16 protein-coding genes are annotated in these 18537 nt (G+C 40.3%); 6 read left to right on the forward strand and 10 right to left on the reverse strand.

Annotated elements, in window-relative coordinates; translation table 11 throughout:
* Positions 1–156: 156 nt before the first annotated feature.
* The 5 genes from Q0064_RS00580 to Q0064_RS00600 all read right to left on the reverse strand — a co-directional run bounded on the left by Q0064_RS00580 (position 157) and on the right by Q0064_RS00600 (position 7788).
* Positions 157–1140 (reverse strand): acyl transferase, encoded by a 984-nt coding sequence (locus tag Q0064_RS00580; protein ID WP_298142709.1) that lies wholly within the window; start codon positions 1138–1140, stop codon positions 157–159.
* A gap of 85 nt (positions 1141–1225) precedes the next feature.
* Positions 1226–2950 carry a T9SS type A sorting domain-containing protein gene (locus Q0064_RS00585; RefSeq protein WP_298142712.1) on the reverse strand — a complete coding sequence of 575 codons (1725 nt, stop codon included), beginning with the start codon at positions 2948–2950 and terminating at the stop codon, positions 1226–1228.
* A gap of 108 nt (positions 2951–3058) precedes the next feature.
* Positions 3059–3382 carry a T9SS type A sorting domain-containing protein gene (locus Q0064_RS00590; RefSeq protein WP_298142715.1) on the reverse strand — a complete coding sequence of 108 codons (324 nt, stop codon included), beginning with the start codon at positions 3380–3382 and terminating at the stop codon, positions 3059–3061.
* A gap of 282 nt (positions 3383–3664) precedes the next feature.
* Positions 3665–4843: a hypothetical protein gene (locus tag Q0064_RS00595; RefSeq protein WP_298142718.1), complete on the reverse strand. Its 1179-nt coding sequence runs from the start codon at positions 4841–4843 to the stop codon at positions 3665–3667.
* Positions 4844–5031: 188 nt separating this feature from the next.
* Positions 5032–7788, reverse strand: a complete 2757-nt coding sequence (locus Q0064_RS00600) for a TonB-dependent receptor (protein ID WP_298142721.1) — start codon at positions 7786–7788, stop codon at positions 5032–5034.
* A gap of 180 nt (positions 7789–7968) precedes the next feature.
* On the opposite strand from Q0064_RS00600, the gene Q0064_RS00605 reads away from it, so the two are divergent.
* Positions 7969–8652 (forward strand): response regulator transcription factor, encoded by a 684-nt coding sequence (locus Q0064_RS00605; RefSeq protein ID WP_298142724.1) that lies wholly within the window; start codon positions 7969–7971, stop codon positions 8650–8652.
* Between the two features lie 39 nt (positions 8653–8691).
* On the forward strand, positions 8692–9747 hold the full coding sequence (locus Q0064_RS00610; protein WP_298142727.1) for an ATP-binding protein: 1056 nt from the start codon (positions 8692–8694) through the stop codon (positions 9745–9747).
* Here Q0064_RS00610 and Q0064_RS00615 read toward each other — a convergent pair.
* Complete coding sequence (locus tag Q0064_RS00615; protein ID WP_298142730.1) at positions 9721–10776, reverse strand: glycosyltransferase; 1056 nt, start codon at positions 10774–10776, stop codon at positions 9721–9723. The two genes, Q0064_RS00610 and Q0064_RS00615, sit on opposite strands and share 27 nt — an antisense overlap.
* A gap of 77 nt (positions 10777–10853) precedes the next feature.
* Between Q0064_RS00615 and trmB the strand changes: the two genes are divergently transcribed.
* From trmB to Q0064_RS00630, 3 genes are read left to right on the forward strand one after another with little or no spacing between them, the layout of a single operon-like run.
* Positions 10854–11525 carry a tRNA (guanosine(46)-N7)-methyltransferase TrmB gene (trmB, locus tag Q0064_RS00620; RefSeq protein WP_298142733.1) on the forward strand — a complete coding sequence of 224 codons (672 nt, stop codon included), beginning with the start codon at positions 10854–10856 and terminating at the stop codon, positions 11523–11525.
* A 20-nt stretch (positions 11526–11545) separates the two neighbouring features.
* Positions 11546–12223, forward strand: coding sequence for a LysE family transporter (locus Q0064_RS00625; RefSeq protein WP_298142736.1), 678 nt, complete (start codon positions 11546–11548; stop codon positions 12221–12223).
* Positions 12220–12555, forward strand: a complete 336-nt coding sequence (locus tag Q0064_RS00630) for an MGMT family protein (protein WP_298142738.1) — start codon at positions 12220–12222, stop codon at positions 12553–12555. The genes Q0064_RS00625 and Q0064_RS00630 overlap by 4 nt, the downstream gene beginning before the upstream one ends.
* Before the next feature lie 482 nt (positions 12556–13037).
* Here the strand turns inward: Q0064_RS00630 and Q0064_RS00635 are convergent, their stop codons facing one another.
* From Q0064_RS00635 to Q0064_RS00650, 4 genes are all read right to left on the reverse strand, one after another.
* A complete protein-coding gene (locus Q0064_RS00635) occupies positions 13038–14495 on the reverse strand; it encodes an AAA family ATPase (RefSeq protein WP_298142741.1) in 1458 nt (485 codons plus the stop codon).
* 170 nt (positions 14496–14665) lie between these two features.
* Positions 14666–15283 carry a hypothetical protein gene (locus Q0064_RS00640; protein WP_298142744.1) on the reverse strand — a complete coding sequence of 206 codons (618 nt, stop codon included), beginning with the start codon at positions 15281–15283 and terminating at the stop codon, positions 14666–14668.
* Between the two features lie 509 nt (positions 15284–15792).
* Complete coding sequence (locus Q0064_RS00645; RefSeq protein WP_298142747.1) at positions 15793–15942, reverse strand: hypothetical protein; 150 nt, start codon at positions 15940–15942, stop codon at positions 15793–15795.
* A gap of 67 nt (positions 15943–16009) precedes the next feature.
* Complete coding sequence (locus tag Q0064_RS00650; protein WP_298142750.1) at positions 16010–17518, reverse strand: GH3 auxin-responsive promoter family protein; 1509 nt, start codon at positions 17516–17518, stop codon at positions 16010–16012.
* A 114-nt stretch (positions 17519–17632) separates the two neighbouring features.
* On the opposite strand from Q0064_RS00650, the gene Q0064_RS00655 reads away from it, so the two are divergent.
* Entirely contained in the window at positions 17633–18427 is a 795-nt protein-coding gene (locus Q0064_RS00655; protein WP_298142755.1) for a DUF2797 domain-containing protein, read from the forward strand.
* Positions 18428–18537 lie beyond the last annotated feature (110 nt).

Raw genomic sequence — 18537 nt, forward strand, 5'->3', positions numbered from 1 at the left:
GTATTCAGCAAAATTCGGTGTAGTTCGGTGTTTTCTGTGCGCTAGAGAAGCTCGGAACGTCAGCTTGTAAAAGGCAGCGTTGTGTCCCTATTGAAAAACATGGTGGAACATTGTGCTCCGTTGGTGTCTGAGCGTGTTGAAAGGCATTTTAAAAAGCTACTGAACCAGTAAATTGCAACCGCGGATGTCGGCGTTATCGAAACGACCTAATACTTCGAACGAACCGTTTTCGAATTTTTTTCCCAAATCTTGTGTAGCAATAAACGAGCAGGAGTACACATTAGCCAAATCGATTACGTTAATGCCGCCAGTACGGCCGTTTGGCACTAATTGCAACGGATCTTGTACTTCGCGGATGTGCACTTCCATCCAGGGCGGACACTCGAAAATGCCTTTGCCAAGTGAATAGGCTTGCGACAGTAATTCGGTCATGCCATACTCGGAATGGATATTCGAAACGCCAAATCCGGCACAGAGCAATTCGTGCAATTCGGATTTCACGAGCTCTTTACGCCGACCTTTCATGCCGCCGGTTTCCATAATTATCGTGTTATGTAACTTGAACGTTTGCGTTTCGATGAGGTCGAGTAGGGCATAAGTAACGCCAATGAGCAAAACATTTTTCCCGGAACGGTCGTAGGCCAACAAGTTTTCGATAAGCTCCTGATTTCGATTCAGGTAATAGCCCGATTCGGGTTGTTGGGAACGTGCGATAAGCTCGTCGACCATAAAAATGAGCGATGAATCTTGGCGTTCCTGATAAGAGGGAAGCAAGGCGAGTACGATGTAATCTTTTGGATTTCCGTATTGCAGCTGAAAGGCTTGTAAGAAGCTCTCGCGGTAGATCTCGACTTTTGCAACCGGATGTTTGCTTTGTCCGGTTTGCGTGGTTCCGCTGCTGCCAAAAACGATTTCCGGCTGGCAATCGGTTGTAATAATGTGGTGCGATTTAAAGAATGAAATGGGCAAAAACGGAATTTGCTCGACGTTTTTTACCACATCGGGTGTTCGTTTCAGTAGCGTACAAAATTGCTGGTACGTGGGCTGGTTTTCGAACTGGTACCGAAATACTTTGAGCGCCAGCTTGTCGAACTCTTTTTTGCTGCGAATGGTAAACGGATTGCCTTGGAATTCTTTCACGCTGCGAAATTATAAAAGTTTAGTTGTGCACATAAAAAAACTCCGACACTTTCGCATCGGAGTTTCCTATAGGTTTTAGTATTTCTTACTTCACCACAAACTTCACAGTAGCTGTTTTACCTTCTTCGGTAATTTTAGCTACGTAAACGCCGCTTCTAAGCGCTGAAACGTTGATGATGTTTGTAGCAGTAGTAAGGTTTACTACTTGTTTTCCTACGATGTCGAAAATTTGTACGTTACGTTCTGCATTAGCAGCTGTTTCGATGTTTAAGATACCGTTTGTAACCGGGTTTGGATATACTTTTAAGCCAGAGATAGCCGATTGCTCGTTTCTTGTAAGAACATCGCCAGGAGCTAAACCAATACGTAGTGCATCGATCGTCATGGTTGGGGTATTACTATTTTGGTTCTGACGGAATTTAAATGTGTCAAAAGAAGTGTACGGTGTTGTTACAGGTAAAGTGAAAGTTGGTGTGGTGTTTTCAGAGAAACCTGCTACAGTTGGGTTAAACCAATAGTTCAGCACGTCTGTTTCGAAATTATAACTTACAACTACTAATACAGGTTGATTTTGATCAAAATTGATATCAGACCACTGTCCGGTTGTTGATATATTGCTACCTGCTGCACCACCTAAATTGAATTGTGTATCTGCTTTTCTGATAAATAATCTACCTTCATACGACCCAGTATCTGAGGATCTTCCAAATGCAGCGAAGAAGTTTTCACCACCAGTTATAGCGTCGTAATTTGATACATTAAGTAAGAATGAAGCGTAGATAGTGCCCGAGTTAACAGTTTGGAAATCTAACTTTACTTCTGCACCTTCACCAGCAAACGTTAAAGAGTTGCCTACAGCTGGAATTCCTGTGTATGCTAAACTACCTGCTGCAATTGTTGGGATATCTCCATTGTTGAATGAGGTCCAAGTACCAACGGTATTAACAGCTGCATCGGCGGCATAGTCGAATGATTCGTTTATTGGCAATGTAAGTATCGGATTACAAGGTGGACTTGTAATAGTTGCACTTAAATTACAATCGCCGCCAGTAATTGTTACTACAAGCGCAGTACCTTCGTTCACTCCAGAAATTGTAATGGTTCCTGTAGCTGCTGATGATGGGTCGTCCCCACTTACTGTACCTGCGTTTGTGCTGATTGTCACTGCTGTACTTCCTCCGCCAGTGAAGGCTACCGTAGCCGTGTAGGTGTCAACTCCAGCGGTATTGTCATCACAAGTTGTATCGGTTGCTCCTAAAGCTAACGTACAAGTTGAACCGCCGTTGCTTAATTGAACGTCATCAACTCTACAGTTCCCCGTCCCAATTAATGTCCAACGTAATGATAATGAAGTACTAGAGGCAATTTGATTTGCATCTACCTGAACTAAACGCCAGTTACTTCCCGAAGGAAGCGTATATGTAATAGGTGTCCATGTATTTCCGTCAACGCTTTGCTCAAGAGTTATCGTTGGACTACCGTTATAACCGAATGATAACACCATGTTACTAGTCGTAAAACCGGAGGTATTGATGCCGTCGATTCTTAGAAACTCTGCGTCTGCATTAAAAAATACGTTTGATCCTCCAGACGCGCCTGAATAAGATACAGAAGGCAAGGTCGATCTAACGTCACTGCCGACTCCTGTAAAAACAATTGGAGCTGCATTTTGATATCCCGTATAATCAGTTGGTGATGGATAGGGAGTTGTTGACGGAGCAGTTGTTCCAAAGTTCTCAGAAAAGATCACCTGTGCAAATGATGTCAAACCTGCAAACAACACTAAAGATAAAGTGTAAAGTTTTTTCATTTTAAACTTATTAATATTTTATGCTGCAAAGATAACGACGATTTTTGCAATACTGCAAAAAAGCCGTGTAAAAGAATCGTTATTTATGATTTTGTGGAGAAAAGCTAACTATTTGACGATCAGTTTTCTTGTGGCAGTTGCCTCAGCTTCTCTGATTTTGATGATGTACACGCCAGGTGCTAACGTCGAAACGTTAAGCTCTTTGGTGGTAAGTGTGGTATTGAGCACTTTCTTTCCGAGTACGTCGAAAATAGTTACTTCTTTTTCTAAACTTTGTTTAGCTGTAGTAATGTAAATTTTACCATTGCTTACTGGGTTCGGATAAAAATTTAAACCTTCAATGTTAGTCAACGCCGATTTACCATCTTGTGCTTGGGCACTACCCGCAGCAAGAAGTAAAAAGAAAACGAATATGAAGTATATTTTTTTCATCACTAAAAACATAATGTAAAACTACAATTTTTTATTTCAAAATCCGTTCCAAAAAGTTTTTTTTGAAAAATTTATCTTTTTTATTTGGGCACATGCCGCTCTGTTCCGCCGCGGCACCGCGCTTTTCGCTGCTCCCGATTGCTATCGAGGAGCCACTCGGCAGCCGCCGCTCGTGGCTAGATTTCCGCTGCAATCGCTTGTGCGGGCAATCGTGTTCACGTGAGTGCAAAAAAAAATGACTACCCGAGAGCAGCCATTCTTCATTTTAATTTTTTGTAGAAATTAGTTTAGACCATTTGTCCATCCTTGCGCCCAAGTTGGGATGCCTGCACCATTTCCAGCACCAGTTGCAGTTCCCTCAGTGAAAGCATTAGTAACAGATACAGAAGCACCAGCGGTATCTTTTCCTTTAGAATTGGTAGTTATGTTTGTAAACAAAACTGTAGTCAACGAAAGTGAACCTGGAATGTTAGCTAAAGTTTCATTGTGTTCGATATCGATACCAGTTGCCCAATCTGCTAAAACTACATTTGTAAAACTAGCGCGAGTTCCACGACGCAGTTTAATTGCTTGGTTCTCAGCATAACTTTGTGAGCTTGCAGTTGGACCAGCACCTACCAAAGTAATGTTATTTATGGTTGGATCTGAAACGGGCGTGTTAGCAAAGCCAAACTCGTAGTTATCTGCTTCAATTCCGCGATTTCCTTGACCGAATGAAATTTTTCCGTACCAGTTGTTGTTTGTTCCACTCCAACCTTCAGTCCAGTCGAATTGGTCATCTTGGTTACCAAATGAAACTAAATTAGAAGTATTTACGGTACCACCGAAGAACTCGAAACCGTCATCAGCACCGTTGATTGTTTGTACATATTCGAAAGTTGTTCCTGAACCAACTCCAAACAAAGAAGCTCCGTTAAACTCTTTTGTTGAAGAAAATGCTGCACCAGCATATTCAATTACTAAATAGCGAATAGAGCCTGAATTATCGTTAGCAACAGTACCACCATAAGTTAAACCAGCAACCTCTGATTGTGCTGTTGACGCACCTCCAGATACAGTATTAATCGGTGCTTTTCCACAAATTACTAAACCTCCCCAATTACCAGCAGCAGGTGTAGCCAATCCAGATGTCATTATAACTGGATCGGAAGCAGTACCGTTCACAAATATTTTTCCGCCTTGTGCCACGGCTATATATGCTGCAGTTCCGCCGGTAGCTTCAATTACAGTTCCGGCTGGAATGGTTAATGTAGCACCGTCGTTTACTACCAGTGGACCAGTTAACGTATAAACTACGTTCGCATTCAATACTACTTCACCATCGTTAATATTTCCTCTAAAATCTTCTGGCGTAACCACAAACGTTGATGTTGGTTCGTTATTGTCATCGCTAGAACAGCTTGTAAAAAGTCCAGCGAAAACTGCAAAAGCTAAAGCCGACTTTAAAAATACATTTTTCATGTTGATTTTATTAATAGTTATTTTGTTGCTGCAAATTTGGCTTTATATCCTCAAACGCAGGTTAACAGAAGGTCATTGGTTCTTTATCAAATTGCTACGACTGTATTAAGGGAATGTTTCTAATGTTAAGAAAATAAAAAAAGCTGTCGATTTCTCTACAGCTTTCTAAATAACTAATCCTCAAATTACTAAAACTGATAGCTCATGCCTAAGCTAAAGTTCATGCCTTTTCTGTAACTAAGTACGGTTATATCGCCACTATTATTTTCTTGCACTCGTTCGATTTTTGGATCCAATAAGTTGCGTGCAATAAAATTGATTCCAAAGTTCTTTGTGAGTTTGGTACGAGTTACCCAATCTAAAACACCAAATGATTTATCAACCTGATTTCCACGTTGTACCGTTCCTAGCGAATAAATGCGATCGGAAAAATAGGTATACGCCAATGTAGTCATAAAACTACCTTGCTTATCATTCCAATCGGTTGAAAACGTAATGTCTGCATTCATTAGTAAATCAGACGCCCCAGTTAGCTTACTGGAATCATCTGTAAAGTCGGCCTGTAAGTTCACAGTTCTATTTTCGCGACGTACTTTATCTTCGTCTAAGTCTTGCTGAGAATACAAATACGACGCATTAAAACCTGCGGATAATTTGCGGGCATTGGTTTCTCCAATACTAAATATGTTTTTTCGCAACTCAAGTTCAGCTCCAGCGACATAGGCCTGATCGCCAGTATTGGCATACGAAACGTCGTTTGTCGAAGACAATACACTAATTTCGTTGATGGGATTTTGAATGAGTTTTCCAAAACCTGTAATCGAAATCAATTCATCTGCCTTTGGGAAAAGTTCCCACTTTAAATCGAAATTATATTCATCAGATTCATATAAATCTGGATTACCAAATTTTGCTTCGATTGCATCTTCATATACAAAAAAAGCTCGCTCTTTAAACTGCGGTAGTGTGTAGGTTTTACTGAATCCAAATCGCAGATTTTGCTTTTCGTTGAGTTCGTATTTAAGCGTTATTGATGGTAAGAAAGCAACTTTGTCAAGTGTGTTATCGCCTCCTGCAGGATCAACCGAAGTGTTCCATTCTACTAATTGTTCTATCGTTTCTAAGCGTAATCCAAAAACACCTGTCAATTTTCCAAACTGGTATTCTGCATTAGCGAAACCTGCAAGAATATTTAAATCGCCGTTGTAGAACTGCGGATCTAGAGCCGTGGGAACTTGAGCATTTCCTCGAAAAGTAGAAAGTGAAAATACACCAGCATTCAAGTTTGCTTGGTTGAAAAAGGAATCCAAGTTATTCGGGTTAACAACTGTTTCAACGAAATTGTTATTGATATCTAAATTGTATTGAACTGCTTCGAATTCGCGTTTTTTCTGACGTGCATTTGCTCCTACTGTTATTTTTCCTTTGTATTCGCCCTCTTCAGTTTTTCCAATTTTATAATCGATAGCAGCATTGAACGCAATTTCGTTTTCAGTTAGTTCTTGAAAATAGCGGTGATTATCGGCTGATGAAACATTCGACAACAAGAATCCGTTTGCTTCTTGGCGGAAAATATTTTGTACACGATCCGGCTGATTACCATTAATAGTGCTAAATGAACCGCCCCAATTTAGTTTGATGCGCTCAGTAAATTTGTGTTCTCCTAAAAGCTGATTTACAAAAAGCTTGTTCTGATCGTACTTATAACGTCTTAAAAATCCATTACCGTTATCAGCAATATCGATGATCAAACCGCTGTATTCTTGAGTGGATAGCGACGAAGCATTAATAAATAACGAATTAAAGTTGATCTTATTTTTGGCATTGATTTTATAACCAATATTACCCATTGCAGTTGTGTTTGTGCTATAAGTAACTTCTGAAAATTTAGGAAAGTTTCTAAATACCACGCCAGCGCCATTTACACCTCCACGCGCCACACCATCTGCTTTCGCAGCAAAATCATTGTCGTACGAAATTGTACCAAAAAGGCTTAGTTTTCCTGTATTTCCTAAATTAAATGATTTTCCTCCCGTCAAAGCAAAACTGTTTGCGATAGCGGTTGGTTGTTCATTACTTAACGAACTAAAATTGTAATTATTTAAAGTACCTCCCGGACGCGATTTGTTGGTAAAGCCACTTTTGTTATAACCGTTTTGTACTCGGAAATCTTCGTTATTAATTGCATTAGAATTTACATCGCCTCCAATATCAAATTTTAAGAATCCTGCGCCTTTATGCTCTTTCGAGACAATATCAACGTTGCCGCCAGCAAAATCTCCGTAAATTCTCGAATTATAAACTTTATCGATGGAAATGAACTCCACAATATCGGTTCCAAAAATTTCTAAACTGATGTTTTTACGTTCCGGATCGCTAGAAGGCAAAGGCAAACCATTCAAGGTAGTAGCATTGTAGCGGTCGCCTAATCCACGAACGAAAATAGTTCCGCTTCCTTCTTGCTTTGTAATTCCTGTTGTTTTAGTTACCGCAGTAGCTACATCGCTAACTCCTTTTCGCGCCAATTCCTGCGCTCCAATACTCTGTTTTATTTCCACTGCATTTTTTTGCTCTAGCAATAATGCATTTTCTTTCTGCTTATTAACCTGCTGAACGAGCACCACATCCTCTAACTTAACGCTGCCCGTACTCATTGCGCGGTTTATCGTTACCGTTTGGTTTGCGACAACAGTTACCGGAACCAAAATTGTTTCGTAACCCACAAAACTAATCTCTACAGTATAGTTTCCCGGTTCAACAGCTAATTCAAAATTCCCGTCGATATCCGTGGCCGTTCCAATTGTTGTACCTTTAAGCACAACATTTGCAAATGACATCGGTTCGTTGTTAACATCTTTGTCGGTTATTTTTCCTGCAATAGTTCCTTTCTGCGCAAAGGCCACAGTTCCAACTAACAGAAAAAAAACGCTTAAAAAATTCCTCATGGAAGTGTTGTTTAAAATTGGTGCAAAGGAACGCTTATCGTTTTAGCTCCATGTTAAGACAGCGTTACCAATATATTTGGTAAATATTAACAGAATGTTAAGTCTTTAAATTACAGTAAAGCCTTCTGCTGGGCTCTTTTTTATCTTTACATTTACAATCGCTAAAACCAAAGTTCACGTATGAAAAAGAAAGATATTCGAATCTTACTCGTTGATGATGAGGCAGATATACTTGAAATTGTAGGTTACAATTTATCGCAAGAAGGATATCAAATTAGTACGGCTGCCAACGGAAAAGAAGCTGTGGCAAAAGCCAAGAAAGAGTTGCCCCATTTAATTATTATGGATGTGATGATGCCCGAAATGGACGGCATGGAAGCTACCGAAATCATCCGCAAAACACCAGAACTCGCCAACGTAATCATCACCTTTCTTACAGCGCGCTCCGAAGATTACTCGCAAGTAGCTGGTTTCGATGCCGGTGCCGACGATTACATCACCAAACCCATAAAACCGAAATTGCTCGTTTCGAAAGTAAAAGCCTTGTTACGCCGATTGAAGGAAAGCGATACCAATTCGGAAAAACTCAACGTAGGCGGAATCGAAATTAACCGCGAGGAATATAAAATTGTCAAAGACGGCGAAGAAATTGTACTTCCGCGAAAAGAGTTTGAACTGTTCTACCTTCTAGCATCCAGGCCAGGCAAAGTTTTTAAAAGAGAAGAAATTCTCGATAAAGTTTGGGGCAACGAAGTGATTGTTGGTGGCAGAACCATTGATGTGCACATCCGAAAATTGCGCGAAAAAATCGGTGAAGATTTCTTTAAAACCATAAAAGGAGTAGGGTATAAGTTCGAGGTATAATAAAACTTCGCACCTTTGCACCAACTCTTTTAATACAGCATGAATCTTACTTTCAAGAAAACGTATCGCTTTGCAGGTAAGTCGTCCTTTTACATCACCTTATTTGCAACCGGTTTTGTAGGTTTTCTCAGTTGGTTTTTTTTCCTTCCAAAAGCGCTGCCGTTCCTGTGGTTTTTGCTATTGTTTGCACTGGCCGTTTATACGTTCTCGTTTTTTGTTATTCAATACCGTGTTGAAGTCTTTATCTATAGAAGAGTAAAAAAAATCTACGACGACGTGTCGTTCCTCGAGTCGAGTTCTTTTCGAAACCAGCCCATTACTACCGATATGGCTACGCTTACGCGCGAAGTGAAAAAGTTTGCCATGGACAAAAAAATGGAAATCGAAACCTTGAAAGTCCGCGAAGAATACCGACGCGAATTTCTCGGAAACGTTTCCCACGAACTAAAAACGCCGCTGTTCACCGTGCAAGGATATTTACTCACGCTACTCGACGGCGCTATGAACGATAAAAACATCCGCAAAAAATACCTCGAACGCGCCGAAAAAGGCGTCGAACGACTCATCTTTATCGTGCAAGATTTAGATATGATTTCGAAGTTGGAGTCGGGCGATTTAAACTTAAATCTCAGTAAGTTCAATATCGTTGAGCTGGTACAAAACGTTTTTGATTTGTTGGAAATGAAAGCTGAGGAAAAGAATATTCTTTTGTCTTTCGACAGAAAATATCCGCGTCCGATTCGTGTTTTTGGCGATCAAGAGAAAATTCAACAAGTCCTCGTAAACTTGATTGTGAATTCCATCAAATACGGAAAAGTCAAAGGTTCGACCGAAGTAGGCATTGAAAGCCTAACCGACAATAAAATTATTGTCCGCATCAAAGACGATGGTGAGGGCATTGAACCGCAGTACATTCCGCGTTTATTCGAACGATTTTTCCGAGTAGATAAAAGCGGAGCACGTGCCGAAGGCGGTTCGGGTCTGGGCTTATCGATTGTCAAACACATCATCGAAGCACACGACGAGAAAATTTACATTGAAAGCGAATTCGGTAAAGGTTCCGAATTCTCATTTACCATCGAAAAGGCGGAATAATTTTTTCCAGTTCACGTCGGCATCAACTTTCGGAAACCCGTTGTATAACTTTATTTCGTTGAGTTGTTTAAGCTCGAAACGTTCCTGTTTTTCCATAGGCGCCATTCCCAAACGTTTGCATCTCTTTGCCAAATACTCCTGCTCAAATTGCCCAGGCGTTGGAATTAAAAATGCCGAAAGTTCAAGTTTCGCCAAATCCATCAGCGAAGTATAACCCGAACGGCAAATCAATAATTTACATTGCTGATACGCCAATTCGAGCTGTTCCGAAGTCATAAAATTATAGGTGGTCACATTTCCGGCAATCTGTGTTTTTTGCTCGGCTTCAATAATGCCACGTACGAGTAAAACCGAACCGTTGAAATCCGGAAGCTGTTTTTCCAAATGTTCTTGAAGTAAGCTGCGTTGTGGTTCGGGCCCGGAAAGTACGATTCCTAAATCGAATATTTTTTCAGTTTCTACTTTTTCAAATCGGCTTAAAACGCCAATATGTTTTACGCGCAAAGTTCGGTCGTTGCTTTTCCCCAATTTCCCCGAAAGGTTTTGCCCGTGTTGAAAATCGGGAACCCAGCATTCCGTAAATTTTCTAATCGCATTTTTATGTAAGGCCGTGCTCAACCACGAGGTGTTACCACTTAGAACATTCAGTTGATGCGTGATGAAAACCGACGGAATTTTTTTACTGTATACTCCCAATCGATTGTCGGAAATAATCCCCGAAACTTCATTTTCTTTCAGAAAAGCTTTAATGATTTTCTTCTCCGTTAAAATAGCATCGATCATCGCTGGTAAATTCGCCAGCATTTTCCATTTGAAATTTCTTCCTTCTTTGGCGTATTCAATGTTGTAGGAAGGGAGTTCCAGCTTTTGCAAGTCGGGAAATTCTTTGGTGAGTAGTTCCAAAGCCATGCCGTCGGAGGCAATGATTGGTTCGTAATCGAGCGCTTGCAAAGCTTTAATTATCGGGATGCAGCGCGTGGCATGACCCAATCCCCAGTTTAACGGTGCAACAATTACGGTATTTGGCATCTTTATTTTTGTGCAAAGGTAGGTTTGCTTTGATAACTTTGCATTTCTTTAATCTTATTAAAACTTTAAGCAAAAGCGTGGGAAGCAAAAATAAACAGAAGCGATTTCAAGAGAACGAAACATTTAAAAATGTACTACAGCCAAAAAGAGAAGATGTAGTTGCAGGAAATTTTCCGTGGAAAGGAAAATGGAGTAAAGATTTCTTCGGAAACGACAATCCGATTGTAGTGGAATTAGGTTGCGGAAAAGGCGAATACACGATTGGTTTGGCCAAACGAAATCCAGCAGTGAATTACATTGGAATAGATGTGAAAGGTGCACGGTTTTGGCGTGGTGCTAAAACGGCAATCGAAAACAACCTTCCAAATGTAGCTTTCGTTCGAACACACATCGAATTGATTGATCAGATTTTTGCTGAAGCCGAAATCGCCGAAATTTGGATCACTTTTCCAGATCCTCAGATAAAATACAAGCGAACCAAACACCGTATGACTAACAGCGATTTCCTCGAAAAATACCGCAAAGTGCTCGTGAAAGACGGTTTTGTAAACCTAAAAACCGACTCTGAGTTTATGCACGGATATACCTTGGGTTTGCTCCATGGTCTCGGCTTACCGGTACACTACGCCAACCACAATATCTATAAAAACGAAGGTGCTCCGGCAGAGGTTACTGAAATTCAGACGTTTTACGAGCAACAATATTTGGAAATTAACAAAGCAATTACGTATCTTCGGTTTAGCTTGTAATCCACTAATAACCAATAATTTTGTACGCCGCACTCCCTCTCTTATTGCCGGCATTTGTAGCACAACAAATAGTCTTACCCATTACTTTCGGTTTTGCAGCGGCAGTTATTGGTATCATTCCACCCGGACTCATAAACATGACCGCAGCGCGTATTGCCCTCGATGAAGGAAGAGTACGTGCAGTTATGTTTGCACTTGGAGCCACTCTCACAGTGATTTTCCAAACGGTAATTGCATTGATTTTTGCACGCTTTATCGATGCACATCCCGAAGTTGTTATCCTGTTGCGCGAAATAGGATTAGCTATTTTTATTCTGCTAACCATCTATTTTTTTAGTCGTGGAACGCACAAACCAAAATCGGCTAAAGAGGTGAAAGTGCGTTCAAAAAAAGGCCGCTTCTTTTTTGGTATGTTGCTTTCGGCGATCAATTTCTTTCCGATACCGTTCTACGTAATTGTTAGCGTTAGCTTGTCGTCTTTTGGGTATTTTGACTTTGAAAACTCCGAGATTGGAAATTTTGTTACCGGTTCTGCTGTTGGTTCTTTTATGGCTTTCTACTGTTACATCAGTTTGTTTTCGAAGTTGGAAAGCAAAACAGCAGTAATTCTTAAAAATATGAATTACATTATTGGCTCGGTAACGGGTTTGGTTTCCATCTTTACCATCATTAATATTTTGGAATATTATTTCGGATGAGTCAAGACGATCCATTTTTCGAACGTGTGTATGCTGTTGTACGTCAAATTCCCGAAGGTCGCGTAAGTACGTACGGAGCTATCGCCAAATGTTTAGGATCGGCCAAGTCGGCTCGCGTTGTGGGTTACGCCATGAACGCTGCACATCATTTACCCGACGTTCCTGCACATCGCGTCGTTAATCGGATTGGTTTACTCACCGGGAAGCATCATTTTCCAGGCTCTAATCTCATGCAGCAATTGCTTGAAAACGAGGGAATTCGCGTATTCGAAAATCAGGTACAAGATTTCGAAAGTGTTTTTTGGCAACCGCCCATGCCTACAGAATTATAAAAATGGGGGAGATTTCGTTCTTGGATCAATCGGTTGGTTTGCAAAAGACAAGCGATGTGGCAGTAGATCTATTTTGGAAAAAACGTTTTATCAAAGAGGTATTTTCATGCCGCGATTTGTTTCGGACCATTCGGTTGTGGCTTTGGGTGAAGCGGTTGTGGGAAAATGGGTGGGGTTTGTGCGTGAAAGTCGGGGGAGTTTGTGGAGCGGCCTCAAAGTCGGGGGAGTTTGCAGAGCGGGGATAAATCAAGGAAAATTACAACCAAAAAAAAGCACAGGGTAAGGAACCTATGCTTGTCTTAAACAATGTACGATGCAAACTGATCAGTCGCGTTTTTGCAGTGATTAATCGCGAAACTGCCTATGTGGATAGGTATAAATTTGCATCCTAAAATTTATTCAATTTTTGTTGCTTTTTATCGTAGAATGTGGATCGGGGAATGAAGTTGTGCAACGGTTACCCGTGTAACCGGCTGTACTTTTCATTTTATTATTTCTAACAAGTCGCTAATAAATTTGTCCGCTGCTTCTTTATTATCCTTTTTCCATCTATTGAAAAGTCGACTATTTCCTCTGCCAAAATATCTTTGATTTGATTCGTCATTAAACCACCTTTTGTGATTTTTGTCTGCAAAGTTGCCAAAGCAAGTTTGATGAGTGAAATTATTGTCATTGTCCCAAAATTCGTCATCGTCGTCAAGTGAAAAAATAAAATCAAAAAGTACTTTCTCTGGTTTATGCTGTCCAGGTAAGATTACTGTCCTTGGTGTATTCCTTTGTGAATGATTTACTCTTGCATCACCGTCAAGTATAAAATTAGTCGTCTTAAAGATTGGATGTTTTGAAATAGCCATTTGAATAAGTGTTCCGTCCGGAAATGGTCCTTTTATTACTTCTACTTTTTGCTTTAAATCTGTGCCATTTAGTAGATTTTTCGACCAGTATTCCGCTACAATGTCTTCGCAAATGAATTGTATTTTTTCTATTTTTTTTGCAACCCCAGTTTGAACCCTAATGACATTCTTTAAAAGTTCTATGTTAGGATTAACCTCGTTAACAGCATTTTTATTATTCCATTTTAAAAAATTAATTTTGGTTTCTTCACCTGTCTTTTTTGATAAGTGTTCTAGTATTTCAATAGAATGAGTTGTGAATACAATTTGAACATTGAGAGTTTTTGCTAAACCAAATAACTTTTCAACTAGCTTTATTTGTGAACCTGCATATAAAGTTGCGTCAATTTCATCAATAAGTAAAAGTCCACCTTTATAGTTTTCCTTTAGCTCGTTTTTTAATCGCCCGAATGAAAGTATTGAAGAAATTATTTGACCAAGATTGTCTTGCCCAGCAGAATTCCCCAAATGACCATAATCATTTGTCTTCATCGCAAACATTTGTTTGTTAGTAGACTTAACAAATTCTGCTTCAACTACCTCTCTTGTTAAGTATAGAATTTCTTTGGAAAGTTTAGCGAACTGATTCTTATCTGCACTTACCATTTCAAAGTCCTGCAAATTAATAGTCTTTTCAGTTGCTAAAGGAATTAATCGTTTCAATCCCAAATAGATTACAGGAAAATCTAGTGCTGTTCCACGTCCGTCAAAATCTACCCTGTATCTGTTTTCTGTTTCAATAAGTCGAGTTGTCATTTTTTTTGATTCTTCTAGTAATGAATCTTCAAAGTGTATTGAAACATTATATGAATTTTTGAAATCTTTTTCTGGGCAGGATCTAAATATTTCGGAGTATTTTGATTTAAATGGAGTTTCTAATAATGTTTTATTTTTTAGTTTAAAGTCAGATGCCTGAGATATCCATCCAAGTAGAGTAGATTTTCCTGTACCATTTTGTCCAGCAATAGCTGTCATTACACTACCAATTTCTATTGTCTGTTCGCTAATGTGTCGAAAATTATGAATTTCTAATTTTGTAAACTTCATAGGTTGTTGAATGTCGTTTTAGTTTAGCAGTTAGCCTTTTGTCACTTTGCGAAGGCAGGAATTTATAGCACTAAAATTCATTAGATGCACAAAGCTTAAATTTAGCACTTCACTGCCATAGAAGCACGAAACCCCCGCTTTTGCAAAACGGCTGTTATGCGTTCGTGCTGTTAGTTCTTCCATGACAATTGTTCAAGATAAACTCCGTCCTTGTTTGATTTATAAAAGTCATCAGTCCAAATCTCAAGTCCCAATTTACCCATGTAACTGTTAATTATGTCATTATTAATTCTGTCTTTAATTCGTTTTGCTTTGTAATAGTCAACATTTTCAAAATCTTGAATTGGACCGAAGTCAAAGAACTCCCATTTGCTTTCAAAATGAGAATAAACTACTCGCTCATTTTTGTCACTGGTTTTAATGCATATCTCATGATGTGGGTAAGTGCAGATTTTGTCGTTAGAAAGTCTCAATGTAATTGCTCTCTTTTCAAATTTGTCATTCCAAACATGAATTAAGCTATTGTAAGCGTCTTGCAAATTCACAAAAAGAGCAGTCATATTTGGGTTGTTAATCGGTGTCCAAATTAAGATTTTGGTAAAGTGTGCTCCGCCTGGTGTTATTTTAGGAGGAGGATTAACCTTGTCCAAATTAACAGCTCCTTTCTCAATTTTAATATCTCCCCACCAGTTTCTTATTATCCCCTCAATTTCCGCTTTCGCTGTTTCAAGAGGTGTGTCAAGAATTGTCAGCGGAAAGAATTCATATTTGTCGTAAAAGTTCTCCATTAGTCAGTTGGTTGGTTAGCATGACGCATAACTTGACAATTGACGAAGTCTCTGCTTCTTTTTTCATTTTTTCAAAAACAGCGATAAACAATATATTTACTGCGCTCTGCATTAAAAAAGGTTTGCGTGTTTCTAATATGTTAAATAGGACAGTCATTTCGTTTATTATCAATTACGAATATACACTTTTTCCACCAAACGTTAGTAACGGATGCCCTAGCCCCGAGTGCAGCGGCAGCCCGGAGAAAAAAACGGCTACGTGAACCGCGTTGCGATGGCGACCCAAGAAGCCAGCAGCAAGGCGTGTGAACGTGCCGTGTTTTTTGAGGACTACAGCGGAAAGCGGGATTAGCTTCTAAAAAGCAGCATTAAAAAATGAGATTCTGTTAAAAATAAGTTGCCCTTGCGTTGCCTTTTCGTTGTGTGAAGGTGCAGTTGTACAAGCACGAAAAATTCTCATTAAAAGTGCGGGTGCCGAGAACGCATAAAAAAACCCGGACTAGCCGGGATTATTCTGAAATTTTTACTTTTTGTGAAACCTCTTGATAAGGTGTACCATCGGGAGTCTGACAATACCTGTTCTTACAACTCCATCCACTTCTGCCGCAGCTGCTAACCCCAATAGCAATTACTGCGATAATCAAACTTTTACGTAGCATTAATTTTAATTTTGAGCTAAGTTACGCCGTCAATTGCGTACGAAGTCATAAAATCGATGTACTACACTTAAAGTTCCATGAGCTGCTCAATATAGCCTCTGTGGTTGGATAATCTCGGTATTTTATGTTGCCCGCCCAACTTGTCTTGCGCTTTCAACCAATCGTAAAATAAGTTCTTGCGCGCTTGGTGAATCACCGGCGGATTTAACGTCATATTCCTGTTGCGCTTGGCTTCGTAATCGGAGTTGAGCGATTTTAACGTATCGTCGAGCAACGTACAAAACGCTTCAAAATCGGTTGGCTCTGCTCGAAATTCGATAATCCATTCGTGGGCACCTTTCGATTTCCCGTCCATGAAAATCGGCGCAACCGTGTAATCAACTACTTCGGCACTCGTTCCCTTGCAAGCCGCCGCAATAGCCCGATCCGAGTTTTCTACAATCAACTCTTCACCAAATACATTAATGTGGTGTTTCGTTCGGCCTGTAACGCGAATTTTAAACGGATCCACCGAAGTAAAACGAACTGTATCGCCAATTTGATACCGCCACAAGCCTGAATTTGTGGTAATTACCATGGCGTAGTTTTTCCCAACTTCTACTTCCCAAAGCGGAATAATCGTAGCTTCGGCCGTTCCAAAATCCGACATCGGAATGAACTCGTAAAAAATGCCGTAGTCGAGCATGAGCAGTAAATCTTGCGAATTATTCAAATCTTGAATGGCAAAAAATCCTTCGCTCGCATTGTAAATTTCGTAATACTGAAACGTGTTCGACGGAATTAAATTTCGGTACGGAACCCGATACGGATCAAAACTCACGCCGCCGTGAAAATACACTTCCAAATTCGGCCAAATTTCCAATAAACTGCTTTTGCCGGTCGTTTCCAAAACACGATGCAACAAAACCATCATCCAACTCGGAACACCGGCCAAACTCGTTACATTTTCATTAATCGTTTCGTTGACAATGGCTGGTAATTTACTTTCCCAGTCGCTCATTAACGAAATTCGGTTGCTCGGAGTCGAACTAAATTCGGCCCAAAACGGCATGTTTTCAATAAGTATCGCCGATAAGTCGCCAAAAAACGTATTGTTGCTTTCGTACAATTCCTTACTTCCGCCTAAGCGTAAACTCTTGCCAACAAAGAGCTGCGAATCTTCGTTGTTGTTCAAATACAAACACAATAAATCTTTTCCTGCTTTGTAATGACAGTTTTCGAGCGCCTCGTTCGAAACCGGAATAAACTTGCTCTTAGCGTTGGTCGTTCCGCTCGATTTGGCAAACCATTTTATCGGAGTAGGCCAAAAAACATTGTGTGCGCCTTGCCGACATTGCTCTATTTCCGGCTCAAAATCTTCGTATTGCACCACCGGAACTTGTCGGGCAAATTGCGCGTAACTTTTTACGGAACCAAAACCGTATTTTTTTCCTAAAACCGTGTGTTCGGCTGTTCGAACCAACGAAAGCAATAGTTCTTCTTGAACTTCGTGCGGATACTTGATAAACAATTCAATTTGGTGAATTCGCTTTTTGAGAATCCACGAGGCAACAGAATTGATAATAGGTAAGGGCATAGGGCTCTGGGTTAAAAAAGCAACAACACGATTATTGCTTTCAAGGCTTTCAAAAATAAAAAAAAATGTCAACTTTGCTTGCAATCACAACCGCAATCCAACAAACGCTAAGCTATGCTTTATCGAGGAACTTTGCAGAAAATGCAAACCGAATTTTCGAATCCTATAAATTATTATTTGGTTTTCGAATCCGATTTTTTGCAACTCAATTCGCAGTTGGGTAAAAAGCTGTCGATCAAAGCGGTAGGTTATCAGTGCTTGAATTGCGGAAAAGCCAAACGCATCTTTCGTCAAGGTTTTTGTTACGATTGTTTTGTTTCGGCACCGGCTGCGGGCGATTGGATCATGCGTCCGGAGCTCTCCAAAGCGCATTTGGGCATTGCCGATCGCGATTTAGCCTACGAACAAAAAGTGCAACTGCAACCGCATGTGGTGTATTTGGCGGCATCGTCGAGCGTGAAAGTAGGCGTTACCCGAAAATCGCAAGTGCCTACGCGCTGGATCGATCAAGGTGCGTCGGCGGCAATGTCTCTGCTCGAAGTTCCGAATCGCTATTTAGCCGGAATTTGCGAAGTTGCCCTCAAAACCGCTTTTTCCGACAAAACCAACTGGCGAAAAATGTTGCAAAACGATGTGGCCGATATTTCTTTACCCGATTTTGTAGATGAAGCGCTTTTGCTTATACCCTCTGAGGCACAGTCGTTTATCGATAGAAATGCGGCGGCAGTTACGCACTTGCATTATCCGGTTTTGAAGTATCCCGAAAAACTGCAATCGCAAAGTTTGGAAAAAACGCCACAAATCGAAGGCGTTCTCAGCGGAATAAAAGGGCAGTATCTGCTTTTCGAAAACGGCGATGTCTTTAATGTGCGCAGCAACGAAGGTTACGTAGTGGAAATCGAAATTTAATTCAGCGTATTTTTTTGGGCGGCATCTCGCGCTTTACACTGCAAGGCGCACCACCCAAAAGCGTTTCAACCGCGCGTTGTTGCGGCTTCCGTTGGTCGCCACCACAACAC

This window comes from Flavobacterium sp. (assembly GCF_027490375.1).
Lineage (GTDB): Bacteria > Bacteroidota > Bacteroidia > Flavobacteriales > Flavobacteriaceae > Flavobacterium.